The following is a 23,426-nucleotide window of genomic DNA, read 5'->3' as shown; positions in this document are numbered from 1 at the left end:
AAGGTGTTTGCAGATGCAGTTCGATCAGGTGACAGTTATCGGTGGCGGTCTGGCGGGGTCGGAGTGCGCGATCCAGCTGGCAGATCGCGGGTTTGCCGTAAAGCTGTGCGAGATGCGCCCCCAGGTGAGCTCCCCGGCCCACCATACCGATCACCTGGCAGAGCTCGTCTGCTCCAATTCGTTTAAGTCGACCCGTCCAGATTCCGCTGCTGGCCTACTAAAAGCCGAGCTCCAGCGCATGGGTTCAGTCCTGCTCGATTGCGCCCATCGCGCCGCTGTTCCCGCCGGTGGTGCCTTGGCGGTCGACCGCGTCAAGTTTTCCGAGCTTGTCGAGGCCGAGGTTGCCGCCCGTCCCAATATCGAGATCATTCACGGCGAGGTCACGCAGATTCCCGAGGGTCACGTGGTCATTGCCGCCGGCCCCTTGTGCTCGCCGGCGCTGAGCGAAGAGGTCATGAAGCTCGTCGGTGGCGACGCCCTTGCGTTCTTCGATGCCGCGGCGCCGATCGTCGATGCCTCCACGCTCGATATGGACGTGCTGTTCTCGCAGTCGCGCTACGAGGAGCAGGGGAGTGGCGACTATCTCAACGCTCCGCTCAACAAGGAGGAGTACGAGGCCTTTATCGAGGCGCTTACCACGGCCGACCGCGTGGTGCTCAAGGATTTTGAGGGAGGCGATCTGTTCCAGGCCTGCCAGCCTGCCGAGGAGGTTGCACGCACCGGCAAGGACGCCATTCGCTTTGGCGCCATGAAGCCCGTCGGCCTCACCGACCCGCGTACCGGACGTCGCCCCTGGGCGGCGATTCAGCTGCGTGCCGAGAACAAGGAGAAGACCGCTTACAATCTGGTGGGCTTCCAGACCAACCTGACCTTTGGCGAGCAGAAGCGCGTCTTCCATATGGTGCCGGGCCTGGAGAACGCTGAGTTCTTCCGCTACGGTGTCATGCACCGCAATACCTTTGTCGACGCCCCACACGTGCTCGATGGCACCTTTGCCGTGCCCGGTACCGGCGTGCGCCTGGCCGGTCAGATCACCGGCACCGAGGGGTACATGGAAGCCGTGGCGACAGGTCTGCTCGCGGCGCTCAACACCTATGCCGAGGCTATCGGTGCCGCGGGCGTCGAGTTGCCGCGTGTGGGCGCCCTGGGTGCGCTCGTGGGCTATGCGACCGATCCTGCCACCGTGGGCTATCAGCCCATGCATGTTAACTTTGGACTGGTGCCGCCGCTCGAGGACGGTAAGCGCCGCAGCAAGCGCGACCGCTACCAGGCCTATGCGGACCGTGCGCTCGAGGCCCTTGATGCCTATCTGGCCACTCGCCCCGACCTGTTTGGGGGCGACCGGTCATAGCTTTTGACCTGTACGACACCGTCGACTCGTTTATCGCCTATATCGCACGTGTCGAGGGACTTTCTCCCAACACGGTAACGGCCTATGGCTCGAGGCTGGAGCGCTTTGCTGCTTGGTGCGAGCGCGAGGATATCGATGCTTTTGCTGCCGACGTGCGTACCATTCGTCGCTATCTTGCCGAGCTTTCGCGTGACCAGGTGGCTCCCCGAACGCTTGCGGCGCATCTGTCTGCCATTCGCTCGCTCTATCGGTGGATGGCTGCCGAGGGGATTGTCGAGGGTGATGCGGTCTCGGCGATCGCATCGCCCAAGCTGCCGCGTGACCTGCCGGGCGTCCTTACGACCCAGCAGGTCGAGGCGCTGCTCAAGACGCCTGATACCTCGACGCCCGCGGGACTGCGCGATGCGGCGATGCTCGAGCTGCTCTATGCCTCGGGTGCTCGTATCTCTGAGCTCGCAGCACTCAATGTGGAGTCCATCGCTTGGTCCGAACGCACGCTGCGCCTTTGGGGCAAGGGGAGCAAAGAACGTATCGTCCCTCTGTATCGTCGTGCGCTCGAGGCGACGCGTCTCTATATTGAGGAGGGGAGGCCGGAATTGCTCGCTCAGGCAAAGCGTCGTGACCCCGCTACCGGGCCGCATCCGCTGCTTATATCGGCGCGCGGCAATCGCATGAGCGCCGCCATGCTCCGGCGGCGGTTCCATACGCTGGCGACGCTCGCCGGCATTCCGGCCGACATCGCCCCGCATGCGATGCGCCATACTTTTGCGACCGACTTGCTTGAGGGCGGTGCGGACCTGCGCTCGGTTCAAGAGCTGCTGGGTCATGCGAGTCTGTCCACGACGCAGATCTACACGCATCTCACGCCCGATCGGCTTAAGCGGGCCGTGGCTCAAGCCCATCCCCGCGGCGAATAGTTGCTGGGACGTTCCGCGCTGCACTCAGGTGTGTGGTTTTGATTGCGGGTTGGCAGGAAGATGCATTCCTGCTATCATTCATCGGGTTGCTTCACGGCAACATGTTTTTATCACGCACGCGCGGCTACTTCATACCGTGGTGCCCGGGCTTTGGTAGCACATGTCCGGGTTGGTCTTGGAGGATGACCCCGCGCGGAGGCAAACCACAGGAGGTTTAACATGGCTACCAAGATTAATATCCGCACCCTGCTCGAGGCCGGCTGCCACTTCGGTCACCAGACCCGTCGCTGGAACCCCAAGATGAAGCCGTTCATCTTCGGTGAGCGCAACGGCATCTACATCCTCGACCTCAAGCAGACCATCCTCGACGCCGACCAGGCCTACACCTTCGTCAAGAACGTCGCCAAGGGTGGCAACGTGCTGTTCGTCGGCACCAAGAAGCAGGCTCAGGAGGCCGTCAAGAACGCTGCTGAGCGCGCCAACATGCCTTACATCAACCAGCGTTGGCTCGGCGGTATGCTGACCAACTTCGTCACCATCCGCTCCCGCATCAACCGTATGGAGGAGCTCGAGGCCATGGTCGAGGACGGCCGCATGGCAGTGCTCCCCAAGAAGGAGCAGGCTGTGCTCGGTAAGGAGCTCACCAAGCTCCAGACCAACCTCGGTGGCGCCCGCGACATGAAGGGTCTGCCCCAGGCTCTCTTCGTCATCGACACCAAGCGCGAGGAGAACGCCATCAAGGAGGCCCAGCGCCTGAACATCCCCGTCGTCGCTCTGATCGACACCAACTCCGATCCCGACGAGGTCGAGTACGGCATCCCCTGCAACGATGACGCTATCTCCGCTGTCACCCTTATGTGCGAGCTCATGGCTGACGCCTGCCTCGCTGGCTCCGGCAAGGAGCAGGTCTCCGAGGCCGAGATGGCCGCTGAGCCCAAGGCCGAGTAAATCAGTCTTAGTTAATTCTTTTTCATCTCTTTGAAAGGAACCACAATGGCCCAGATTACCGCCGCTATGGTCAAGCAGCTCCGCGAGATGACCGACTCCCCGATGATGGAGTGCAAGAAGGCTCTCGTCGAGGCTGACGGCGACATGGACGCCGCTGTCGACGTTCTGCGTAAGAACGGCCTTGCCAAGGCTGCCAAGAAGGCTGGCCGTGAGACCAACGAGGGCGCTGTCGCCGCGTTCGTCTCCGAGGATGGCAAGACCGGCGCTCTGCTCGAGCTCTCCTGCGAGACCGACTTCGTTGGCTCCAACGCCAAGTTCACCGGCTTTGCTTCCAAGGTCGCTGAGGTTGTCGCTACCACCGAGCCTGCTGACGTCGACGCTCTGCTTGAGAAGCCGATGGGCGAGGAGACCGTTTCCTCCGAGCTCACCGAGATGATTCACATCATGGGCGAGAACATGAAGATCTCCCGCTTCGCCGCCCGTAAGGCCGAGAACGGCGCGCTCGCTTCTTACATCCACATGGGTGGTAAGATCGGCGTCCTCGTCGAGTTTGCTTTCGAGAAGGCCGAGACCGCTCAGGCTGAGTCCTTCAAGACCTTCGCTCACGACGTTGCCCTTCAGGTTGCCGCCGTCGCCCCGATCTGCGCTACCCGCGATCAGGTTCCGGCCGAGACCGTCGAGCACGAGAAGCAGATCTACATGGCTCAGGCTGCCGAGTCCGGCAAGCCCGAGGCCATTCAGGAGAAGATGGCTGTTGGCCGTCTGGAGAAGTTCTACAAGCAGTCCGTGCTCACTGAGCAGGAGTTTATCAAGGACAGCTCCCTCACCATCAAGAAGTACGCTGAGCAGGTCTCCAAGAAGCTCGGCGACACCATTACCGTCGTTGCCTTTGACCGTCTGGTCCGTGGCGAGTAAATAAGCTCTTGTAGCTGGTAATGAGCAGGCTGTGGGTTTTACTCACAGCCTGCTTTTTCATGGCTCTTCTAAGAGCCTTTGATAGAATGTTGAGAGTTCAATCTAAAGGAGGATCGCTTTGTCCGACATCCGATATAAACGCGTGCTTCTTAAGCTTTCCGGCGAAGCACTGATGGGCGACGGCCAATATGGCATCGACCCCAAGGTTACCGACCATCTTGCCAAGCAGGTCAAGGAGCTGCTCGCCGTTGGCCATGAGGTCGGCGTCGTTGTCGGCGGCGGCAATATTTTCCGCGGCATGGCCGGCGCTGCCGGTGGCATGGAGCGTGCTCAGGCCGACTACATGGGCATGCTGGCAACCGTTATGAACGCGCTCGCCCTGCAGGATGCCTTCGAGCATAACGATGTTCCCTGCCGCGTGATGAGCGCTATCCAGATGAACGAGATCTGCGAGCCCTATATTCGCCGTCGCGCCATCAACCACCTTTCCAAGGGCAACGTCGTTATTTTTGCCGCCGGTTCGGGCAATCCGTACTTTACGACCGACACCGCCGCGGCTCTTCGTGCGTGCGAGATCGGCGCCGAGATTCTGATCAAGGCCACCAAGGTCGACGGCATCTATGACAAGGATCCCGTCAAGTGCGCCGATGCCGTCCGCTTTGATAAGATCACCTACCATGAGGTGCTCGTCCGCGGTCTGCAGGTTATGGATTCCACGGCTACGGCACTTTGCCAGGATAACCGTATGCCGATTTTGGTCCTCAACATCGATGGCGAGGACACTGTCAAGCGCGCGCTCGCGGGTGAGCCCGTCGGCACGCTCGTCTATCAGGAGGATTAAGCATGGCAGAGAACATCACCGCCCATATGGACAAGTCGCTCGAGTCCCTCAAGCATAACTTCTCCAAGGTCCGTACCGGCCGCGCCAATGCCAACATTCTGTCCGACATCACCGTCGATTATTACGGTGTTCCCACGCCGGTCACGCAGGTTGCCGCCGTCAAGACCCCCGAGGCCCACATGCTGCTCATCGAGCCGTGGGACAAGGCGCTCATCAATGCTATCGTCAAGGCCATCGGCGCTTCCGATCTGGGTATTACCCCCAACTCCGATGGCACCGTCGTTCGTCTTCCGTTCCCGGCTCCCACCGAGGAGCGCCGTCGCGAGCTCGTCAAGGAGTGCCGCGAGTACGCCGAGCAGGCCAAGGTTTCTATCCGTAACATCCGTCGCGACTTCAACAACAAGCTCGAGCGCGATGAGGAGCTCACCGAGGACGATGTCCGTCGCGAGCAGGCCAAGGTCCAGAAGCACACCGATGAGTATGTCGCCAAGGTCGAGGAGCTTCTGAAGGAAAAAGAAGCCGAGGTCATGGAGATCTAAGGTGCAATACGACGAGCATAAACTGGTCGAGTACTTTGCCGACGCCCCTGCGGGCGTCGGTTTTTCCGACCTTGACCTCAATAACATTCCGCACCATATCTCGTGCATCATGGACGGCAACGGTCGTTGGGCCACATCGCGCGGTCTTGCACGCACCGAGGGCCACAAGGCGGGTATCGTCTCCCTTCGCGAGATTATTACCGCCTGCGTGCGTCTGGGCGTCGACGTGCTTTCTGCCTATGCGTTTTCTACCGAAAACTGGAACCGCCCGCAGCATGAGGTCAACGTCTTGATGCATCTGTTTGCCAAGACGTTTATCGACGAGCTGCCGCTTCTGAAGCGCGAAAACGTGCGCGTTGTCTTTTTGGGTGACATTTCCGCGCTGCCCAAGAAGACCCGCGACGTTTTTGAACGCGGTCTTGCCGAGTGCGCCGATCACACCGGCATGACGCTGGCGCTTGCCGTCAACTACGGCGCGCGTGCCGAGATTACCCGCGCTGTCCGTCAGATCGCACTCGACGCTGCCGCCGGTAAGATCGATCCTGCCGCAATTGATGACGACATGGTGGCTTCCCACCTCTATACCGCCGGCCTTCCCGATCCTGAGCTTGTGATTCGCACCTCTGGTGAGCTGCGCCTTTCGAACTATCTGCTGTGGCAGGTGGCTTATTCCGAGTTCTACGTCACCGATACCTATTGGCCCGACTTTGATCGTTGGGGCCTTGTCGACGCCATTTTGGCCTATCAGGGCCGTGACCGTAGGTTTGGTGGTCTGAGCAAGACCGAGGAGGCTTAATCGTGTCCGATCGTCCCAAGGCATCTGCTCCCAAGACGCCTACGCGCAAAGCTGCCACTGCGGAAGCGCCTGCAGTTAAGAGCGGCACCGGTTCGTGGCTGGCGGGCTTTATTACCCGTGCCGCCGCCGGTATCGTCTACGCCGTTGTCTTTATCCTGTGCCTGGTTTTGGGTATCGTGCCCACGGCCATTTTTGTTTCTGTCATGAGCGGTCTGTGCTGCTATGAGTTTTTCCGTATGACGAGGCTCGATGGCAAGATGGCTAACGAGCGCATGGGTATCGCTGCCGCCGTACTCTTTCCGCTGTCGGCGTTGGGCGATTCGATGTTGCTGAATGCCCTGCTTTTTGCCCTGATGCTCGCTGTGGGCATTTGGTATGTCTGGTCGCCGCGTACCCGCATCTCTGATGTGGCCGTGACGCTCATGGGTCCCATCTACACTGGCTTTATGCTGTCGGCTATCGTGCTGCTGCGCGATGCCGTGCCCGGTTTTGCCGGCGCCCTGCTTTCAGTGGGCGTTTGCGCGTCCCTTTGGGTCTCCGATTCGTTTGCCTACATCGTGGGCAGCCGTATCGGCAAGCACAAGATGGTTCCCAAGATCTCTCCTAAAAAGAGCTGGGAGGGGTTTGTCGGCGGCATTCTGGGCTCGGTTTTGATTTGGCTCATCCTGTGGGCGACGCACTTCTACAAACTCAGCCTGCCCTATGCGCTGCTGTGCGGCTTGGTCGTGTCCATCCTGGGCGTTATCGGCGACCTCATTGAGTCGCGCATCAAGCGTGGCGTGGGTGTCAAGGATTCCGGCAACCTTATCCCGGGCCATGGCGGCATGCTCGACCGTAGCGACTCGCTTATCTTCGGCTGCATTACCGCGCAGCTGCTTTTGATGATCGGGGGCGTGCTGTAATGTCATTCCAGACGACGTATGGCTCCGATGGACGCCTTCGTGTTGCCATCCTGGGTTGTACGGGCTCTATCGGCACGCAGGCACTCGACGTGTGCCGTCAGCATGCCGATCGACTGCAGGTAACGGCGCTGTCCGTCAATTCCAGCACCTCGGAGCTCGTTGCCGCCGCTCGCGAGTTCTCGGTTCCGGCCGTTGCCGTGGCCGATGTCGCTCACGGCGATGACGCCGTGCTGCAGGAGTTGCCCGAGGGAACGAAGCTCGGCGTTGGCGCGCAGGCGGTTTGCGAGCTCGCGCGTCGCGACGATGTCGACTGCGTGCTCGTTGCTATTGTGGGCGCCGCCGGTCTCGAGGCGAGCCATGCGGCCTTGACCTCTAATAAGCGCCTTGCCCTTGCCAACAAGGAGTCCCTCGTCGTCGGCGGCGACTTGCTTATGCCGTTGGCGCAACCGGGCCAGCTTATTCCAGTCGACTCTGAGCACTCCGCCATCTACCAGTGCTATCTGGGGGAGAACCCGCGCGAGGCTCATTGTATTTGGCTCACCTGCTCGGGCGGTCCGTTCTTTGGCCGCACGCGCGACGAGCTAGATCGCGTGACGCGTGCCGATGCCCTCGCACATCCCACGTGGGCCATGGGTGCTAAGATCACCATCGACTCCGCCACCCTCATGAATAAGGGCCTGGAGCGCATTGAGGCCATGCATCTGTTTAACTGCGACCTCGATTTCATTAACGTGGTCGTGCAGCGTCAGTCCAAGATTCACTCTATGGTCGAGTTTGCCGACGGCTCCGTGATGGCGCATCTCGGTGCTTCCGACATGCGTATTCCCATCCAGTTCGCGTTCTCGTATCCCGAGCGTTGGGATACCCCGGCGCCTCGTATCGATTTCCGCGAGCTGGGGCAGCTCACGTTTGATGCTGCCGACATGGATACCTTCCGCTGTCTGGCACTGGCCGAGCGTGCCGGCAAGACGGGTGGCACCATGCCGTGCGTGCTCAATGCCGCCAACGAGGTCGCCGTCGATGCCTTCCTGCACGATGGCTGCAGCTTTACCGATATCGATCGCATTGTGGAATCCTGCATGGATGCCCACGATATGCAGGCGGTCGATTCGTTTGAGCAGCTTCGCGACATCGATGCGTGGGCGCGTGAAAAGGCTGCGCAGGTACTCGCCGCAACCCGTTCCTAACCCATAAGGATTGCTTTTTCGTTTTATGGATACTGTTCTGAGCGTTCTCTCATCGGTCTTTTGGGGCCTGCTGATGCTTTCCGTCCTCGTGTTTTTGCACGAGGGCGGCCACTTTTTGGCGGCGCGTGCCTGCGGCGTCCGTGTGACCGAGTTCTTTTTGGGCCTGCCGTGCCGCTTTGACATCCATTACACGTCGCGTCGCATTGGAACCAAGTTTGGCGTGACCCCGCTGCTGCTGGGTGGCTACGCTGCCATCTGCGGTATGGATCCGACCGATGTCTCCTGCGCCGATCGCGTGCTCGCGGCTATCTACCGTCATGGTCGCGTGACCGTGGCCGACCTTGCTGTCGAGCTCGAGCTTTCCGAGGAGGATGTGCTCGAGGCTTGTGCTCTGTTGCTGGGCTGGGGCTCCATCGCTCCCTGGTATGAGGAAGGGGAGAAACCCTCGCCGAGCTACTATCCCACCAAGTATCAGACGCTGCCGCGAGACGCGGCGGGTTACACCACCTTTGACGGCCGCCGGTTCGATCGAGAGCATGCGACTGCCGAGGGCGATGTGTGGGAGCTGCCGTGCGGCGAGGCTGATTTCTTGGCGCAAGAGCGCTCGCACACTTATCTTGGCCAGGGCTTTCTCAAGCGCGCCTTTATGCTGCTCGCGGGCATTCTCGTCAATATCCTGACGGGTTTTTTGCTGCTTATGAGCATCTATTCCATTGCGGGCGTCACCGTGTCGATCGATACCAACGTGATCGGTCAGGTTGACGAGGGGTCTATTGCCGCCAAGGCGGGTATCGAGGCTGGTGATGCGATCCTTTCGGTTGACGGTGTATCGTGCTCCACATGGATGAGCGTTTACGATGCCATCGGCAAGGCCGCCGGTAAGGACGATATCGCCATCGAGTACGAGCGTGACGGCAAGCAGCATTCGACCACGGTTGCGCTCAAAGAGGACGAGCGCCTAGGTGTGTATGCCTCTACGCAGGTAGTCCGTTTGGACCCCATCACCTCGGCACGTCTGTCATTCTCCTATGTTGTGCAGACCGCGGAGGGCGTGATGCGCCTGCTCCAGCCGCAGCATACGATGGAGATTCTCGATCAGTCTTCTTCGATCGTGGGCATTAGCGTTATGTCCTCACAGGCTGCTGCTGCCGGCCCTGCCACGTTCCTTTCGTTTGCCGCCCTCATTTCGTTCTCGCTTGGCTTTATGAACCTGCTGCCCATCCCACCGCTCGATGGCGGCAAGCTGGTCATCGAGATCATTCAAAAGATTGCGGGCCGCGAGCTTCCGCTCAAGGTCCAGACGATTGTGAGCTATGTGGGCATCGCGCTCTTTGCGCTGTTGTTTGTCTATATGCTTCGTTCCGACGTCCTTCGATTTATTTTGTAGGGGAGTGTTTGGATTGTCTTTATCCCATCCTTTGCCTCGCGAGCTGACGCGCCCCGTGCATGTGGGCGGCGTGCAGATCGGTGGCGGCGCGCCGGTGGTGGTCCAATCCATGACCTGCACCGATACCGCTGATGCCCAGGCAACGCTTGCGCAAGTGCGCGCGTTGGCGCAGGCTGGCTGCGATATCGTGCGCGTGAGCGTGCCCACCGAGGCCGCGCTTGAGGGTTTCCGCACCATCTGTGCCGAGTCTCCGGTGCCGATTGTCGCCGATATCCACTTTAACCATAAGCTCGCCATTGGTGCCGTTGAGGCCGGTGCTGCCAAGCTGCGCATCAATCCTGGCAACATCGGCGATTGGGCCAAGGTCGATGCTGTGATCGATGCTGCGGGCACTGCTGGGTGCGCGATTCGCATCGGCGTGAACGCCGGCTCGCTCGAGCAGGATATTGCCGAGCGCGACGATCTTACGCAGCCCGAAAAGCTCGTGATGTCGAGCGAGCGCTTCGTCAAGCATTTTGAGGACCGCGGTTTCACCAACATCGTTCTTTCCGCCAAGGCCCATAGCGTGCATACGACGCTCGATACCTATCGAGCCCTGTCGCGTGAGATTCCCCACGTTCCGCTTCACCTGGGCGTAACCGAGGCAGGTACCAAGCTGCAGGGCACCATCAAGAGCTCGGTGGGCCTTGGTATCCTGCTGTCTGAGGGTATCGGTGACACCATGCGCGTCTCGCTCACGGCCGATCCGGTTGAGGAGCCGCCGGTCGCTTGGGGCATTCTGCAGTCCCTGGGCCTGCGTCGTCGTGGTCCCGAGATCGTCTCGTGCCCCACGTGCGCTCGTTGCCAGGTCAACCTCATTCCCATTGCCGAGGAGGTCACCGAACGGCTCAAGAACTACTCCGCGCCGCTTTCGATCGCCGTGATGGGATGTGCCGTTAATGGCCCCGGCGAGGCTTCTGATGCCGACTTGGGAGTTGCCTGCGGACGAGGTCAGGGCCTGCTCTTTTCGCATGGCCAGATCATTGGTAAAGTAGCTGAGGATCAAATTGTCGACGCGCTCATGGTCGAGGTCGACAAGCTTATTGAGGAGAAATAAATGACTCGAGCAATGTATATGTCTAAGCTTTACGCGCCGACGCTCAAAGAGGATCCGGCGGACGCCGAGCTTGCGAGCCACCGTCTGCTGCTTCGCGCCGGCATGATCCGCAAGGAGGCCGCCGGCCTGTATTCCTATCTGCCGCTCGCATGGCGCTCGATCCGCAAGATCGAGAACATCGTGCGCGACGAAATGGATGCCGCCGGTGCCCAGGAGCTCATGATGCCCATTATGGTCGACGCTGAGCTGTGGCGCGAGTCCGGCCGCATCGACGCCTATGGCAAAGAGCTCGTGCGCTTTGATGACCGTCACGGCCGTGAGTTCGTGCTGGGCCCCACCCACGAGGAGACTGTCACCGCCCTGGTGCGCAATGAACTGCGCTCTTATAAGCAGCTGCCCGTCAACCTCTATCACATCCAGGATAAGTTCCGCGATGAGTTCCGCCCCCGCTTTGGTCTGATGCGCGGTCGTGAGTTCATCATGAAGGACGCCTACAGCTTCTCCGCCACGCAGGAGAGCCTGCAGGAGGAGTACGACAAGATGAAGCAGGCCTACGCTAACATCTGCGAGCGCTGCTACATCAAGGCCCTGCCCGTCGTTGCCGACTCCGGCGAGATCGGTGGCGATACCTCCGTCGAGTACATGGCTTTGGCCGACGCCGGCGAGGCTTCGCTGGTCTACTGCGACGATTGCGGCTTTGCTGCCGATGATGAGGCGGCAAGCACCAAGGTCGTCGTGACTGAGGGCCCCGGCGACGGTACGCTCACCAAGGTCGAGACTCCGGGCATGGGCACTATCGAGGCCGTCGCCAAGTTCTTCGGCTTCCCCGAGAACGGCACGCGCAAGTCCCTGGCGTTGATCGATGCCGAGGGTAAGCCCGTCGTGGCCATCGTCCCGGGCGATCATGAGCTCAACGACTGCAAGGCCGAGCATGTCTTTGGCAAGGGCTATCGCATGATGACCGACGAGGAGCTCCAGACTTACGGTCTGCATAAGGGCTTTATCGGACCGGTTAACCTGCCCGATGGTATTCGTCTGGTCTGCGACGAGAGCCTGCGCGAGTCCAAGCAGTGGGCTTGCGGTGCCAACGAGGTCGATTATCACTTTACCGGCGCCTGCCCCGAGCGCGACTTTACCGTCGATGAGTGGGCCGACCTGGTCACCGTCGTTGCCGGCGATCCCTGCCCGCACTGCGGCAAGCCGCTCTCTGCTGCCCGCGGCATCGAGGTCTCTCAGGTCTTCCAACTGGGTACCAAGTATTCCGAGGCCATGGGTGCCACCTTTATGGATGAGGACGGCAAGGAAAAACCGCTGATCATGGGTTGCTACGGCGTGGGCGTGTCCCGCTCGCTCGCTGCCGTCGTGGAGCAGCACAATGACGAGCACGGCATCGTCTGGCCGGTCTCTGTCGCTCCGTACGAGGTCGCGGTGATTCCGCTCGATCCCAAGAAGGAGGAGTGCGCGACCGTCTGCGACCAAATCGTCGAGGGCTTGTGTGCCGAGGGTATCGAGGTTGTCGTGGATGACCGCGACGAGCGCCCCGGCTTTAAGTTTGCGGACAACGACCTTATGGGCTTCCCGTATCAGGTCGTTCTGGGCAAGCGCGGCCTCAAGAATGGCACGGTGGAGCTCAAGGACCGTGCTACCGGCGAGCGTGAGGACGTGGCGATTGACGAGGTCGTCGCCAAGGTTGCCGAGCTGGTGAAGGCTGCCCGTCGCTAATCGACGTTTCTGCTATTAGATGCAATTACAGGACTGCCCCGTATCTCTCTTAGGATGAGAAGCGGGGCAGTCCTTTTTGTTGCGTGAATCAGCTCGACGGGTAACAGAAAACCCCACAGCCCAAATGAGCTGCGGGGTTTTCTTTGTGCCTCCGATGCGAAGCGAATCGCTCAGATATTACTGATAATCGACGACGTCGATCCAGTTCTTCAGGAACTCATCGTTCACGTTGCGCTTACGAGCGAGCTCGGATGCGGCGACGATGCTCGTCCACTGACGCACGACCTGCATGGGCATGTCGGCGCGGTCGCAGTAGAGCTCCAGGTAGGCCTCGGCCTGATCCTTGCTGTTGAGGGCAAAGAGCAGGTAGGTGGTGGCAACGTCGGCAGCAGGGGAGCCCTGGGTGGCGTGTGCCCAGTCGCAGACGTACAGCTGGCCATCGTCGCCGACGATGACGTTGGAAGGGTTGAAGTCGCCGTGGCAGACCTTGAACTCCTTGGTCATGCCGTCCAGACGCTCCTGAAGGTTGTAGCGCGTGGTGGCATTGAGCTGATCAAGGCTGTCGATCATGCGGGCGAACTTGTCGCGCTGACGGTTAAGCAGCGGGGAGGTGTAGCCGTGGATCTCGATCTGGAGGTCGACGAACATCTCGAGGTACTCACCAAAGCGCTGGGGCTCGGCAGTCATCTTCTCGGCAAGGGTAGTGCCCGGAACCTTCTCGGTCACGAGCGCCCAGCCGTTGGCGTTCTCGAGCTGGGAAACCTCGAGAGCCTTGGGGCTGCGGATGCCGCACTCATTGATGCGGGCAAGATTCAAAGCCTCGTTGAACACGTCGGAGACGGGCTTGGTCTCGTTAAAGACCTTGACGATCTTGTCGCCCAGGTCGTAAACGACCTTGTTGCCACGGCGGACGAGCTCGGTCTTGGAATCGGGTAGCAGCATGGTTGCATCCTTTCAACGATGCGATAGAAGCGACGGCGGGGGTGTGTGAAACACCCGTGCACCCCCGCCGTTAAAAACCGTGCTAGAACTAGCAGACGGCGTAATCCTGAGGCTCTCGGCCGTAGTAGGCGTCCAGGTAGAGCTCCTTGATCTCGCTCATGAGCGGGTAGCGCGGGTTAGCGCCGGTGCACTGGTCGTTGAATGCCTGCTCGGTCATCTCGTCAAGGGTGTCGAGGAAGTACTTCTCGTCAACGCCGTACTCAGCGATGGTGTGCTTGACACCGATGAAGTCGCAGAGCTCGGTGAGCTTGGTGATGAAGTTCTCGAAGACCTCACGGTCGTCCATGCCGTCGATGCCGCAGTAACGAGCCATCTCGGCGTAGTTGTGCAGCGCGTTGGGGTAGGGATACTGAGAGAAGGTTCCCATCTTGACAGGAGCCTCGGCGGCGTTGTAACGCATGACGCGGGTCAGGATGACTGCGTTTGCGAGGCCGTGGGGCAGATGGTGGAAAGCGCCGAGCTTGTGGGCCATGGAGTGGTTGAGGCCCAGGAAGGCGTTACCGAATGCCATACCGGCCATGCAGGATGCGTTGTGCATCTCCTCGCGAGCGTGCGGATCCTTGGCACCGTTGGTGAAGGAGCTCGGGAGGTTCTCGAAGACGAGCTTTGCGGCGCGCTCGGAGAGGCCCTTGGTGTAATCGGAAGCCATGATGGAGACGTAGGACTCGATGGCGTGGGTCATGACGTCAATACCGGAAGCTGCGGTGAGGCCCTTCGGGGCGGTCATGCAGTTGTCGGCGTCGACGATAGCCATGTTGGGGAGCAGCGCGTAGTCGGCGAGCGGCCACTTGATGCCGGTCTCCTTGTCGGTGATGATGGCGAACGGCGTGCACTCGGAGCCAGTGCCCGAAGAGGTCGGGACGGCGACGAAGTAAGCCTTCTTGCCCATCTCGGGGAAGGTGAAGATACGCTTGCGGATGTCCATGAAGTCCATGGCCATGTCCTCGAAGTTCGCCTCGGGGTGCTCGTACATCATCCACATGATCTTGCCGGCGTCCATTGCGGAACCGCCGCCGACGGCGATGATGACATCCGGCTCGAAGAGCGTCATCTGCTTGGCGCCGCGACGTGCGCACTGCAGGGAGGGATCGGGCTCAACGTCGTAGAAGCAGTCGTGAGCGATGCCCATCTCATCGAGCTTGGCCTCGATGGCACGCGTGTTGCCATTCTTGAAGAGGAACTGGTCGGTAACGATGAAGGCGCGCTTCTTGCCCATTACGGTGCCGAGCTCGTCGAGTGCGACGGGCGTGCAGCCCTTCTTGAAGTAGACCTTCTCGGGTGCGCGGAACCACAGCATGTTCTCGCGGCGCTCTGCCACGGTCTTGACGTTGATCAAGTGCTTCACCCCAACGTTCTCGGAGACGGAGTTGCCACCCCAGGAGCCGCAGCCCAGGGTTAGAGACGGCTTCATGCCGAAGTTGTAGAGGTCACCGATGCCGCCGTGCGAGGACGGGGTGTTGATGACGATGCGGCAGGCCTTCATGACGTGCTGGAACTTAGCGATCTTCTCGCTCTGTGCCGGGTGCACGTAGAGAGAGGCGGTGTGGCCCGGGCCACCTGCGAGGACGAGGTGCTCTGCCTTGTCAACGGCCTCCTGGAAGTCCTTGGCGTGATACATAGCGAGGACCGGGGAGAGCTTCTCGTGGGAGAACTCTTCCTTCTCGGGATCGGTGGAGGTGACCTCGGCGATCAGGATCTTGGTCTTGGCGGGAACCTCGATGCCGGCGAGCTCGGCGATCTTGGCGGCAGCCATGCCGGGGATGCGGTGATCGAGTGCGCCGTTCTTGAACATGGCGGCACGCAGGGCGTCCATCTCGGCACCCTGCTTGACGAAGTAGCAGCCGCGACGCTGGAACTCAGCCTTGACATCCTTGTAGATGGAGTCGAGGACGGTGACGGACTGCTCGGAAGCGCAGATCATGCCGTTGTCGAACGTCTTGGAGTGGATGATGGAGTTGACGGCGAGCTTGATGTCCGCGGTATCGTCGATGATGACCGGGGTGTTGCCGGCGCCGACGCCGAGTGCGGGCTTACCGGAGGAGTAAGCAGCCTTGACCATGCCCGGGCCACCGGTTGCGAGAATGATGTCGACGTCGCGCATGACCATGTTGGTCAGCTCGATGGACGGCTTGTCGACCCAGCCGATGATGCCCTCAGGAGCACCGGCCTTGACAGCTGCGTCGAGAACGAGCTTGGCGGCGGCGATGGTGCACTTGGCGGCTGCCGGGTGCGGGGAGATGATGATGGCGTTACGGGTCTTCAGGCAGATGAGCGTCTTGAAGATGGCCGTGGAGGTCGGGTTGGTGGTCGGGATGACAGCGCCAACGATACCGATCGGCTCGGCGACCTTGGTGATGCCGTAAGCGTCGTCGCGCTCGATGACACCGCAGGTCTTGGTGTTCTTGTAAGCGTTGTAGATGTACTCAGCGGCGTAGTGGTTCTTGATGACCTTGTCCTCGAGAACGCCACGGCCTGTCTCCTCGATGGCGAGCTTGGCCAAAGGAATACGAGCCTTGTTGGCGGCCATAGCAGCCTCGTAGAAGATCTTGTCTACCTGCTCCTGAGTGTACTCAGCGAATTTAGCCTGGGCCTCACGCATAGATTTGAGTTTGGCCTCAAGCGCCTCCACGTTGTCCACGATGGCGGGAGTAGTGTTTTCCGGTGACTTTTTCACCATTTGTGTCTCCTTGCGATCGGAGATTTACCCTACAAGATGCATGATAGCAAGAAATAATTCGGTGAACGGGCAGATTCCCGTAAAAGACAAACTAAAACGCTTCAATCAAATGAACCGTTTCAACTAAATCTATCTGCCTTGCGTATCGCCCCGCTCATTGGGGACAGACTTACATGAGTGCTTTCACTCATTTGGGACAGACATCGATTTGCCATTTTGCCGTTCTGGGCCTGTTATTGCCGCTCATTGGATATAAATAGGTTACAGGCTCAGCATTTTGACAATCGCTATTCGCGGGTCGCGGTTGAGTCGGACACGCAGGCAGTGCAGCTGCTCGATTATATCCATCTCAATCCCGTGAAAGGTGCGCTCGACTCACTTGAGGCGTACCGCTGGTCAAGTTACAAGGCATATCAGCTGGGCTACGATCCCTTTGATATTTGTGATGCGGCCGCTATGCTCGATATTGTCGGAGGTTCCCGTTGCTATTGCGAGCATATCGAGGAAGTTGCCGGGCGCATCTGGTCAGAGGAGATTCTTCCACGCCGACGGATCCTCGATGAGGATGCTCTTTCCGTTGCGCGCGAAGTCCTTCCGAGCATAGATCCTGCGCTGCTCAAGGCCCTGCCACGCCCCGATCGTGATGCGTGTCTGCTGAGGCTCAGGCGGGCACATCTCACGGTCAAGCAAATTGCCCGTATCACCGGCATCGGCGCTACAAGCGTGACCAAGGCCACCGTAGGCTGGAGGGAGGCTGCGTGAGGCAGGGGCCGAACCGCTGCCGGCATGCGTAATGTCTGTCCCAAATGCGTGAAAACACTCATGTAAGTCTGTCCCCAATGAGTGCAAAAAGGCGCCCTCATTGGGGAGGGCGCCTTTGGTAAGTTCTATGTGAACGCGAGGTCTTTGACCCGGAGAGTCCGAGGTACTTGTTGGTAAGACCTTATTTACGAGCGCGCAACCTTGCCGGACTTGAGGCAGGTGGAGCAAACGTTCATCTTGCGACGGTGACCATCGACGACGACGTAAACGCGCTGGATGTTGGGGCGGAACTTACGGTTGGTGACGCGGTGAGAGTGGCTGATGGAGCGACCGGCAACGGGGTGCTTACCGCAAACTTCGCAAACTTTGGACATAACTGACCCTCCTTGGGCGACAAACGAACATGTCGCGTTAACAAACAAGCCTGAACTATAGCACAGAAGTCGCTCCCTGTGCGCAATCTACACAGAGATATTCCTCTTTTGGCGATAGTGCTCACGCCACGGCCCTGGACGTAGATCCGATTTGCGTGCAGCAGAGGGGATTATGCCAGCTCGTGCGTGCGTTTTCAAGCTCGTCCCACAAATATATAGGTTTATTGAGCTTTGGGCTCCGTTTACGGATTGCTCTGTATTTATGCTCGCAATTAAGCTCGAGGTTGGCTACACTATCCCATGACCATTAAAGGGGTACGAGATACCCACATGGAATTACATAGCTGCCCAAAGAGCAGCCCTTCCTGTGGGTGTCTGGTCCGCTTTAAGCGGTCGGGCATCTATTTTTTTGACTGTGTCAGCAGTCAAGACATGTGAGGAAGGAGATCGATGGGCACGACTTCCCCCAAGGCGGTCATCATGGACGAGACCGCCGTCAATCGAGCGATGACCCGCATCGCGCACGAGATTCTCGAGCGCAACGAGGGCTGTGAAGACCTCGCTCTGGTCGGCATCGTCACGCGCGGCGACCTTCTGGCAAAGAAGCTCGCCGAGGAGATCAAGGAGATCGAGGGCGTCGACGTTCCGCTCGGCAGCCTCGACATCAGCTTCTACCGCGATGACTATGCGACCAATTTCGCTCCCGCGATCCACGCCACCAACATTCCCTTTAGCGTCGACGGCAAGCGCGTCGTGCTGGTGGACGACATCCTGTATACGGGCCGTACCATTCGCGCCGCTCTCGACGCCGTCATGGACCTGGGCCGTCCGAACCGCATTGAGCTGGCTGTCCTCGTTGACCGCGGCCACCGCGAGCTCCCCATCTCGCCGGACTTTGTCGGCAAGAACGTTCCCTCGTCGCATGAGGAGAACGTGCACCTATATATGAAGGAAGTCGACGGCCACACCGCCGTCGAGATTAACGACGTCGCGCCGGGTTCCCACGTGGGCTCCGCGCCGCTGGGAGGTGAGTAGTACCGTGGCGTTCAACCATAAGCACCTGATCGACATTACCGAGTACTCCGAAGAGGACATCAAGCTCATCCTCGAGACCGCCAAGGCGTTCTCCGAGGTTAACGAGCGTGCGATCAAGAAGGTCCCCACGCTCAAGGGCAAGACCATCGTCAACATGTTCAACGAGCCCTCGACGCGCACCCGTAGCTCCTTCGAGCTCGCCGAGAAGCGTCTTTCGGCCGACAGCCTCAACTTTGGCGGCTCCTCGACCTCCACGGTCAAGGGCGAGAGCCTCGTCGATACCGTCGAGACCCTCAACGCCTATAAGATCGACTGCATCGTTGTGCGCGACAAGCACGCCGGCGCTCCCTACATCGTCACGCAGAACTCGCCCGCGAGCGTCATCTGCGCCGGTGACGGCAAGCACAACCACCCCACGCAGGCCCTGCTCGACCTGTACACCATCTGGGAGCACAAGGGTGACTTCCACGGTCTGAAGGTCGCCGTCGTCGGCGATATCGCGCACTCCCGCGTCTGCGGCTCGCTGATCCCCGCCCTTAAGATCATGGGCTGCGAGACCTACGCCGTCGCCCCCGGCACGCTGCTGCCGCCGGCGCCCGAGGTCCTGGGCTGCGACCACGTGACGAGCGACCTCGATTCCGTCCTGCCCGAGCTGGACGTCGTCTACATGCTGCGCGTGCAGCAGGAGCGCCTCGAGGGTGCCCCGTTCCCCACGATTCGCGAGTACCACAAGCTCTTCGGCCTGACCAAGGACCGCGAGAAGCTCATGAAGCCCGACGCGATCATCTGCCACCCGGGCCCCATCAACCGCGGTGTCGAGTTCGACTCCTATATGGCCGACCACCCGCAACGCTCCGTCATCCTGGAGCAGGTCTACGCCGGTATCTGCGTGCGTATGGCTATCCTGTATCTGCTGCTTGGAGGTGCCGATAATGGCCTTGCTTCTTAAGAATGCCCACGTCGTCGACCCGTCCGTCGAGCTTGACGGTGTCGTTGACGTCCTGATTGACGGCGACAAGATCGCCGAGGTCGGCGAGAATCTCGCCGTCGAGGGAGCCGAGGTCCGCGATCTTTCCGGCAAGTACCTCGTCCCTGGCCTGGTGGATATGCACGTTCACCTTCGCGAGCCCGGCTACGAGGTCAAAGAGGACATCGAGAGCGGCACCCGCGCAGCTGCCAAGGGCGGCTTTACCGGCGTGTGCGCCATGCCCAACACCGATCCCGTCACCGATAACGGCACCGTCGTGGAGTTCGTCAAGTCCCGTGCTGCCGAGGTCGGTCACTGCCGCGTCTATCCGTCGGGCGCCATGACCCGCGGTCTTAAGGGCGAGGCCATGTCCGAGATGGGCGATATGGTCGCCCACGGCGCCGTCGCCTTCACCGACGACGGTCGCGGCGTGCAGGGCGCGGGCATGCTCCGTCGTTGCATGGACTACGGCAAGATGTTCGGCAAGGTCTTTATGAGCCACTGCCAGGACGAGGATCTGGTCGGCCACGGCCAGATCAACGAGGGCAAGGTCTCGACCCGTCTGGCTCTCGAGGGTTGGCCGGCTGCCGGCGAGGAGCTCCAGATCGCCCGCGACATCGAGATCGCCAAGCTGACTGGTGCCAAGCTGCACATCCAGCACATCTCCACCGCCCATGGTCTGGAGATCGTGCGTGCCGGTAAGGCCGCTGGCGTTCAGGTTACCTGCGAGGCCACCCCGCACCACATGTTCCTGACCGAGAACGACCTGGACGAGACCTACAACACTTCGCTCAAGGTCAACCCGCCGCTGCGTACCGAGGAGGATGCCGAGGCCATTCGTCAGGGCGTCATCGACGGCACCGTCGACGTTATCGTCACCGATCACGCTCCCCACACCCCGTGGGAGAAGGCCCGCGAGTTCGAGCTTGCGCCCTTTGGCATGATCGGCCTCGAGACCTCGCTGTCGCTCGTACTCACCGAGCTGGTCAACACGGGCAAGATGAGCATGGGCCGTATGGTCGAGCTCATGGCCATCAAGCCGCGTGAGATCCTGGGCCTCGACCAGGTTCAGGTCAAGGCGGGCTCCGTTGCCGACCTGACCGTGTTCGACGCGTCCGCCACCTGGACGGTTGGCGAGGACGGTTACGAGTCGCGCGCCGAGAACTCCGGTTTTGCCGGCCGCACGCTCACCGGTCGTGCCACCGATGTGTTTGTCGGCGGTAAGCAGACGCTTGCCGACGGCTGCATCTGCTAGCATAGCCTTATCGCTTTTGTGCGCGGCGCCCTTGCGGTGCCGCGCTTTCTGTTCGTTTTGACCATGCAACCGCATGGGGGATTGGAGCGTCTATGCCCACACCTTCCACTGCACGCATGCACGACTTCGAGGTCGTCTCGAACCAGGAGATCGCCGATGGCATCTTCTCGCTCGTCATCTCGGCCCCCAAGCTTGCAAGTGCGCTCAAGCCCGGTCAGTTTGTGAACATCGCCGTACCCGGCGATGCGTCCTCGCTGCTTCGCGTGCCCCTGAGCTACTACCGCGTCGACGCCGAGGCCGGCACCGTCGAGCTGTGGTACGCCGTCGTGGGCGACGATACCCGTCGTTTGTCCCAGATGGGCCCTGGCTCCACCTCTAACCTGCTGGGCCCCGGTGGCCGTGGCTGGATGGTACCCGAGGGCACCAGGAAGGCCCTGCTCGTCGCCGGTGGCATCGGCGTTCCGCCTGTGCTGTGTCTTGCCGGTATGCTTGCCGAGCAGGGCGTGGATGTTGACGTGTGCCTGGGCTTTGGCACCGCTTCCAAGGCCGTGGGTGTCGATGAGTTCCGCGCGCTGGGCGCCACGGTCAACGTTTGCACCGACGACGGCTCGCTCGGCTCGCACAGTTTTTGCACCGATCCTGCCGCCGAGCTGCTCGGCGAGGGCGGCTACGACTACGTCGCCAGCTGCGGCCCCGCTGTCATGATGAAGAAAGTCGCCGCCGCTGCCGCCGAGGCCGGTGCGTACTGCGAGGTGTCGCTTGAGCGCATGATGAGCTGTGGCTTTGGCGCCTGCAACACCTGCAATGTCGAGACGGTCGACGGTATGAAGGGCGCTTGCATGTGCGGCCCCGTGTTCGATGCTTCCAAGGTGGTGGTCTTCTAGTGGGTACCGTGAACATGGCCGTCGATTTCGGCGGCGTCAAGATGCAAAACCCCATCAACACCGCAGCCGGTACCTTTGGCTACGGCTGGCAGTTCCAGAACTTCTTTGATGTTTCCCAACTGGGCGCCATCACCACCAAGGGTTGCGCAGCCGAGCCCTGGCCCGGTAACCCCGCGCCCCGCATGGCCGAGATCCCCGGCGGTATGATCAACTCCGTGGGCCTTCAGAACCCCGGCGTGGCCGCCTTTGCTCGCGAGTCCGGTCCGTGGCTCGAGCAGCTCTCCAAGGACGGCTGCCAGGTCATCTGTCAGGTTGCCGGCCACTCCGTTGACGAGTTTGTCCGCGCACTCGAGATGTATGTCGAGCTGTGCCCCTGGGCTGCCGGCTACGAGATCAACGTGAGCTGCCCCAATATCGCCGCCGGCGGTGCCGCCATGGGCTCCACGCCCGAGGGCGCCTCTTCCGTTATGGCTGCCTGCCGCAAGGTGACCGATAAGCCGCTGTTCGTGAAGATGGCGCCGGTCAACGTCGCCGAGATCGCCAAGGCCCTCGAGGCTGCCGGCGCCGACGGCCTTTCGGTCATCAACTCCATTCAGGGCATGGCCATCGACGTCCATACCCGCAAGTCCCGCGTGGCCAAGCCCAAGGGCGGCCTTTCGGGCCCGCTGTGCCACCACATCGCCGTGCGCATGGTCTGGGAGGTTGCCCAGGCCGTCGATATCCCCATCAACGGTGTCGGCGGTGTCATGACCGGTGAGGATGCGGCTGAGTTTATCCTGGCCGGTGCCACCTGCGTGTCGGTCGGCATGGCCAACTTCGTCGATCCGTGCGCTTCGCTCAAGATCGCGCATGAGCTCGAGGCCTGGGCCGAGTCCCAGGGCGTAAAGGACATCAACGAGCTGGTAGGTGCTTTCGAATGCTAGAGACCGATGCCCGCGACCGCGTAATCGTCGCCCTCGACTGCGATCGTGAACGTTCGCTCGAGCTCGCCCACGAGCTTTCGGGCCATGCCGCCTGGCTCAAGGTTGGCATGACGCTCTATTACGCTGAGGGCCCCGAGATCGTCAAGACCTTTAAGGACCTGGGCTTTAAGGTCTTCCTTGACCTTAAGTTCCATGATATTCCGCATCAGGTTCGCGGTGCCGCCCGTTCGGCCTCGCTTGCCGGTGCCGACCTGCTCTCGGTTCACGGCTTGGGTTCGGGCGCCATGCTCGCTGCCTGCCGCGAGGGTGCCGAGGAGGCGCGCGAGGACCGCGCCAAGCTCGTCGCCATCACCGTGCTCACGAGCATGAATCAGGATGCCTTGAGCGAGATCGGCGTCGAGTCGCCCGTGGCCGAGGAGGCCGCCCGCCTGGCAAAGCTCGCTCAGGCCAACGGCATCGATGGCATCGTGTGCTCGCCGATGGAGGCTCACGACATGCGTGAGCTGCTGGGCCCTGATGCCCTGATCGTGACTCCGGGTGTGCGTCCGGTGGGTGCCGCCTTAGGTGACCAGTCCCGCGTGGCGACGCCTTCCCAGGCTATCGAGCGTGGCGCAAGCCACATTGTGGTGGGCCGTCCCATCACCGGTGCCGACGATCCGGTTGCCGCCTTTGACGCCATCGTCGCTGAGCTGGTCGAAAACGTCGCGTAAAAGATTCCCCTAAGTCACCACTTTTGGGTCTCATTAGCACAAAATAGCCCCTGTGCCTGCGTAATCTTTCCCATCCTTTGTGTGGAATCGCAGGTCAGGGGCTTAACTTTGGGCGCAGTATATTGCACTTTTTGCGGGTATCGTCTAACCTATGGAGCCGCGATTGGGCATTTTGTACGTTCTACGTGCTAAAATGCCAATTATTGAATCAGATATAACCCAACTATTTGGAGGTA

At 60.6% G+C, this 23,426-nt stretch carries 22 protein-coding genes; 19 read left to right on the top strand and 3 right to left on the bottom strand.

Annotated features, from left to right (window positions below):
• The first annotated feature begins 13 nt into the window (after positions 1-13).
• From trmFO to AAAX32_RS07595, 12 genes are all read left to right on the top strand, one after another.
• Entirely contained in the window at positions 14-1,351 is a 1,338-nt protein-coding gene (trmFO, locus tag AAAX32_RS07650) for a methylenetetrahydrofolate--tRNA-(uracil(54)-C(5))-methyltransferase (FADH(2)-oxidizing) TrmFO (RefSeq protein WP_217108150.1), read from the top strand.
• Positions 1,348-2,268 carry a tyrosine recombinase XerC gene (locus AAAX32_RS07645; RefSeq protein ID WP_349100450.1) on the top strand — a complete coding sequence of 307 codons (921 nt, stop codon included), beginning with the start codon at positions 1,348-1,350 and terminating at the stop codon, positions 2,266-2,268. The genes trmFO and AAAX32_RS07645 overlap by 4 nt, the downstream gene beginning before the upstream one ends.
• A gap of 219 nt (positions 2,269-2,487) precedes the next feature.
• Entirely contained in the window at positions 2,488-3,216 is a 729-nt protein-coding gene (gene rpsB / locus AAAX32_RS07640) for a 30S ribosomal protein S2 (protein ID WP_006236109.1), read from the top strand.
• Positions 3,217-3,261: 45 nt separating this feature from the next.
• Positions 3,262-4,131: a translation elongation factor Ts gene (tsf, locus tag AAAX32_RS07635; protein WP_349100425.1), complete on the top strand. Its 870-nt coding sequence runs from the start codon at positions 3,262-3,264 to the stop codon at positions 4,129-4,131.
• A gap of 118 nt (positions 4,132-4,249) precedes the next feature.
• Positions 4,250-4,972, top strand: coding sequence for a UMP kinase (gene pyrH, locus AAAX32_RS07630; protein WP_040359955.1), 723 nt, complete (start codon positions 4,250-4,252; stop codon positions 4,970-4,972).
• A gap of 2 nt (positions 4,973-4,974) precedes the next feature.
• Positions 4,975-5,511: a ribosome recycling factor gene (frr, locus tag AAAX32_RS07625; RefSeq protein WP_006236112.1), complete on the top strand. Its 537-nt coding sequence runs from the start codon at positions 4,975-4,977 to the stop codon at positions 5,509-5,511.
• A gap of 1 nt (position 5,512) precedes the next feature.
• Complete coding sequence (locus AAAX32_RS07620) at positions 5,513-6,307, top strand: isoprenyl transferase (RefSeq protein WP_117735162.1); 795 nt, start codon at positions 5,513-5,515, stop codon at positions 6,305-6,307.
• A gap of 2 nt (positions 6,308-6,309) precedes the next feature.
• A complete protein-coding gene (locus AAAX32_RS07615) occupies positions 6,310-7,209 on the top strand; it encodes a phosphatidate cytidylyltransferase (protein ID WP_349100424.1) in 900 nt (299 codons plus the stop codon).
• Positions 7,209-8,396: a 1-deoxy-D-xylulose-5-phosphate reductoisomerase gene (dxr, locus tag AAAX32_RS07610; RefSeq protein WP_349100422.1), complete on the top strand. Its 1,188-nt coding sequence runs from the start codon at positions 7,209-7,211 to the stop codon at positions 8,394-8,396. Before AAAX32_RS07615 ends, dxr begins: the two co-directional genes overlap by 1 nt.
• A 25-nt stretch (positions 8,397-8,421) precedes the next feature.
• Complete coding sequence (locus tag AAAX32_RS07605; RefSeq protein WP_349100421.1) at positions 8,422-9,783, top strand: M50 family metallopeptidase; 1,362 nt, start codon at positions 8,422-8,424, stop codon at positions 9,781-9,783.
• A 13-nt stretch (positions 9,784-9,796) separates the two neighbouring features.
• On the top strand, positions 9,797-10,879 hold the full coding sequence (gene ispG / locus AAAX32_RS07600) for a flavodoxin-dependent (E)-4-hydroxy-3-methylbut-2-enyl-diphosphate synthase (RefSeq protein ID WP_349100420.1): 1,083 nt from the start codon (positions 9,797-9,799) through the stop codon (positions 10,877-10,879).
• Positions 10,880-12,601, top strand: coding sequence for a proline--tRNA ligase (locus AAAX32_RS07595; RefSeq protein ID WP_349100419.1), 1,722 nt, complete (start codon positions 10,880-10,882; stop codon positions 12,599-12,601).
• 177 nt (positions 12,602-12,778) lie between these two features.
• Here AAAX32_RS07595 and AAAX32_RS07590 read toward each other — a convergent pair whose 3' ends face one another.
• Entirely contained in the window at positions 12,779-13,543 is a 765-nt protein-coding gene (locus AAAX32_RS07590; RefSeq protein ID WP_006236119.1) for an aminoglycoside phosphotransferase family protein, read from the bottom strand.
• A gap of 88 nt (positions 13,544-13,631) precedes the next feature.
• A complete protein-coding gene (adhE, locus tag AAAX32_RS07585; RefSeq protein ID WP_349100418.1) occupies positions 13,632-16,280 on the bottom strand; it encodes a bifunctional acetaldehyde-CoA/alcohol dehydrogenase in 2,649 nt (882 codons plus the stop codon).
• 324 nt (positions 16,281-16,604) lie between these two features.
• Between adhE and AAAX32_RS07580 the strand changes: the two genes are divergently transcribed.
• Positions 16,605-17,042 (top strand): hypothetical protein, encoded by a 438-nt coding sequence (locus AAAX32_RS07580; RefSeq protein ID WP_349100417.1) that lies wholly within the window; start codon positions 16,605-16,607, stop codon positions 17,040-17,042.
• A gap of 185 nt (positions 17,043-17,227) precedes the next feature.
• Here AAAX32_RS07580 and rpmB read toward each other — a convergent pair whose 3' ends face one another.
• The gene (gene rpmB, locus AAAX32_RS07575; protein ID WP_022094725.1) at positions 17,228-17,416 is read right to left on the bottom strand and encodes a 50S ribosomal protein L28; all 189 of its coding nucleotides are present in this window, start codon (positions 17,414-17,416) and stop codon (positions 17,228-17,230) included.
• Between the two features lie 450 nt (positions 17,417-17,866).
• Between rpmB and pyrR the strand changes: the two genes are divergently transcribed.
• The 6 genes from pyrR (at position 17,867) to pyrF (ending at position 23,190) form a co-directional block, all read left to right on the top strand.
• Positions 17,867-18,451, top strand: coding sequence for a bifunctional pyr operon transcriptional regulator/uracil phosphoribosyltransferase PyrR (pyrR, locus tag AAAX32_RS07570; protein ID WP_195361312.1), 585 nt, complete (start codon positions 17,867-17,869; stop codon positions 18,449-18,451).
• Between the two features lie 4 nt (positions 18,452-18,455).
• Positions 18,456-19,400, top strand: coding sequence for an aspartate carbamoyltransferase catalytic subunit (locus tag AAAX32_RS07565; RefSeq protein WP_035138537.1), 945 nt, complete (start codon positions 18,456-18,458; stop codon positions 19,398-19,400).
• Positions 19,384-20,673, top strand: a complete 1,290-nt coding sequence (locus AAAX32_RS07560; RefSeq protein ID WP_161161343.1) for a dihydroorotase — start codon at positions 19,384-19,386, stop codon at positions 20,671-20,673. The genes AAAX32_RS07565 and AAAX32_RS07560 overlap by 17 nt, the downstream gene beginning before the upstream one ends.
• 116 nt (positions 20,674-20,789) lie before the next feature.
• The gene (locus tag AAAX32_RS07555; protein WP_349100449.1) at positions 20,790-21,557 is read left to right on the top strand and encodes a dihydroorotate dehydrogenase electron transfer subunit; all 768 of its coding nucleotides are present in this window, start codon (positions 20,790-20,792) and stop codon (positions 21,555-21,557) included.
• Positions 21,557-22,480, top strand: a complete 924-nt coding sequence (locus AAAX32_RS07550) for a dihydroorotate dehydrogenase (RefSeq protein WP_022094721.1) — start codon at positions 21,557-21,559, stop codon at positions 22,478-22,480. Before AAAX32_RS07555 ends, AAAX32_RS07550 begins: the two co-directional genes overlap by 1 nt.
• Positions 22,474-23,190 carry an orotidine-5'-phosphate decarboxylase gene (gene pyrF / locus AAAX32_RS07545; protein WP_148346226.1) on the top strand — a complete coding sequence of 239 codons (717 nt, stop codon included), beginning with the start codon at positions 22,474-22,476 and terminating at the stop codon, positions 23,188-23,190. Before AAAX32_RS07550 ends, pyrF begins: the two co-directional genes overlap by 7 nt.
• The last annotated feature ends 236 nt before the right edge of the window (positions 23,191-23,426 follow it).

It is taken from the genome of Collinsella sp. CLA-ER-H3 (genome assembly GCF_040092425.1).
GTDB lineage: Bacteria > Actinomycetota > Coriobacteriia > Coriobacteriales > Coriobacteriaceae > Collinsella.
This window is presented reverse-complemented; position numbering and strand designations above follow the sequence as displayed.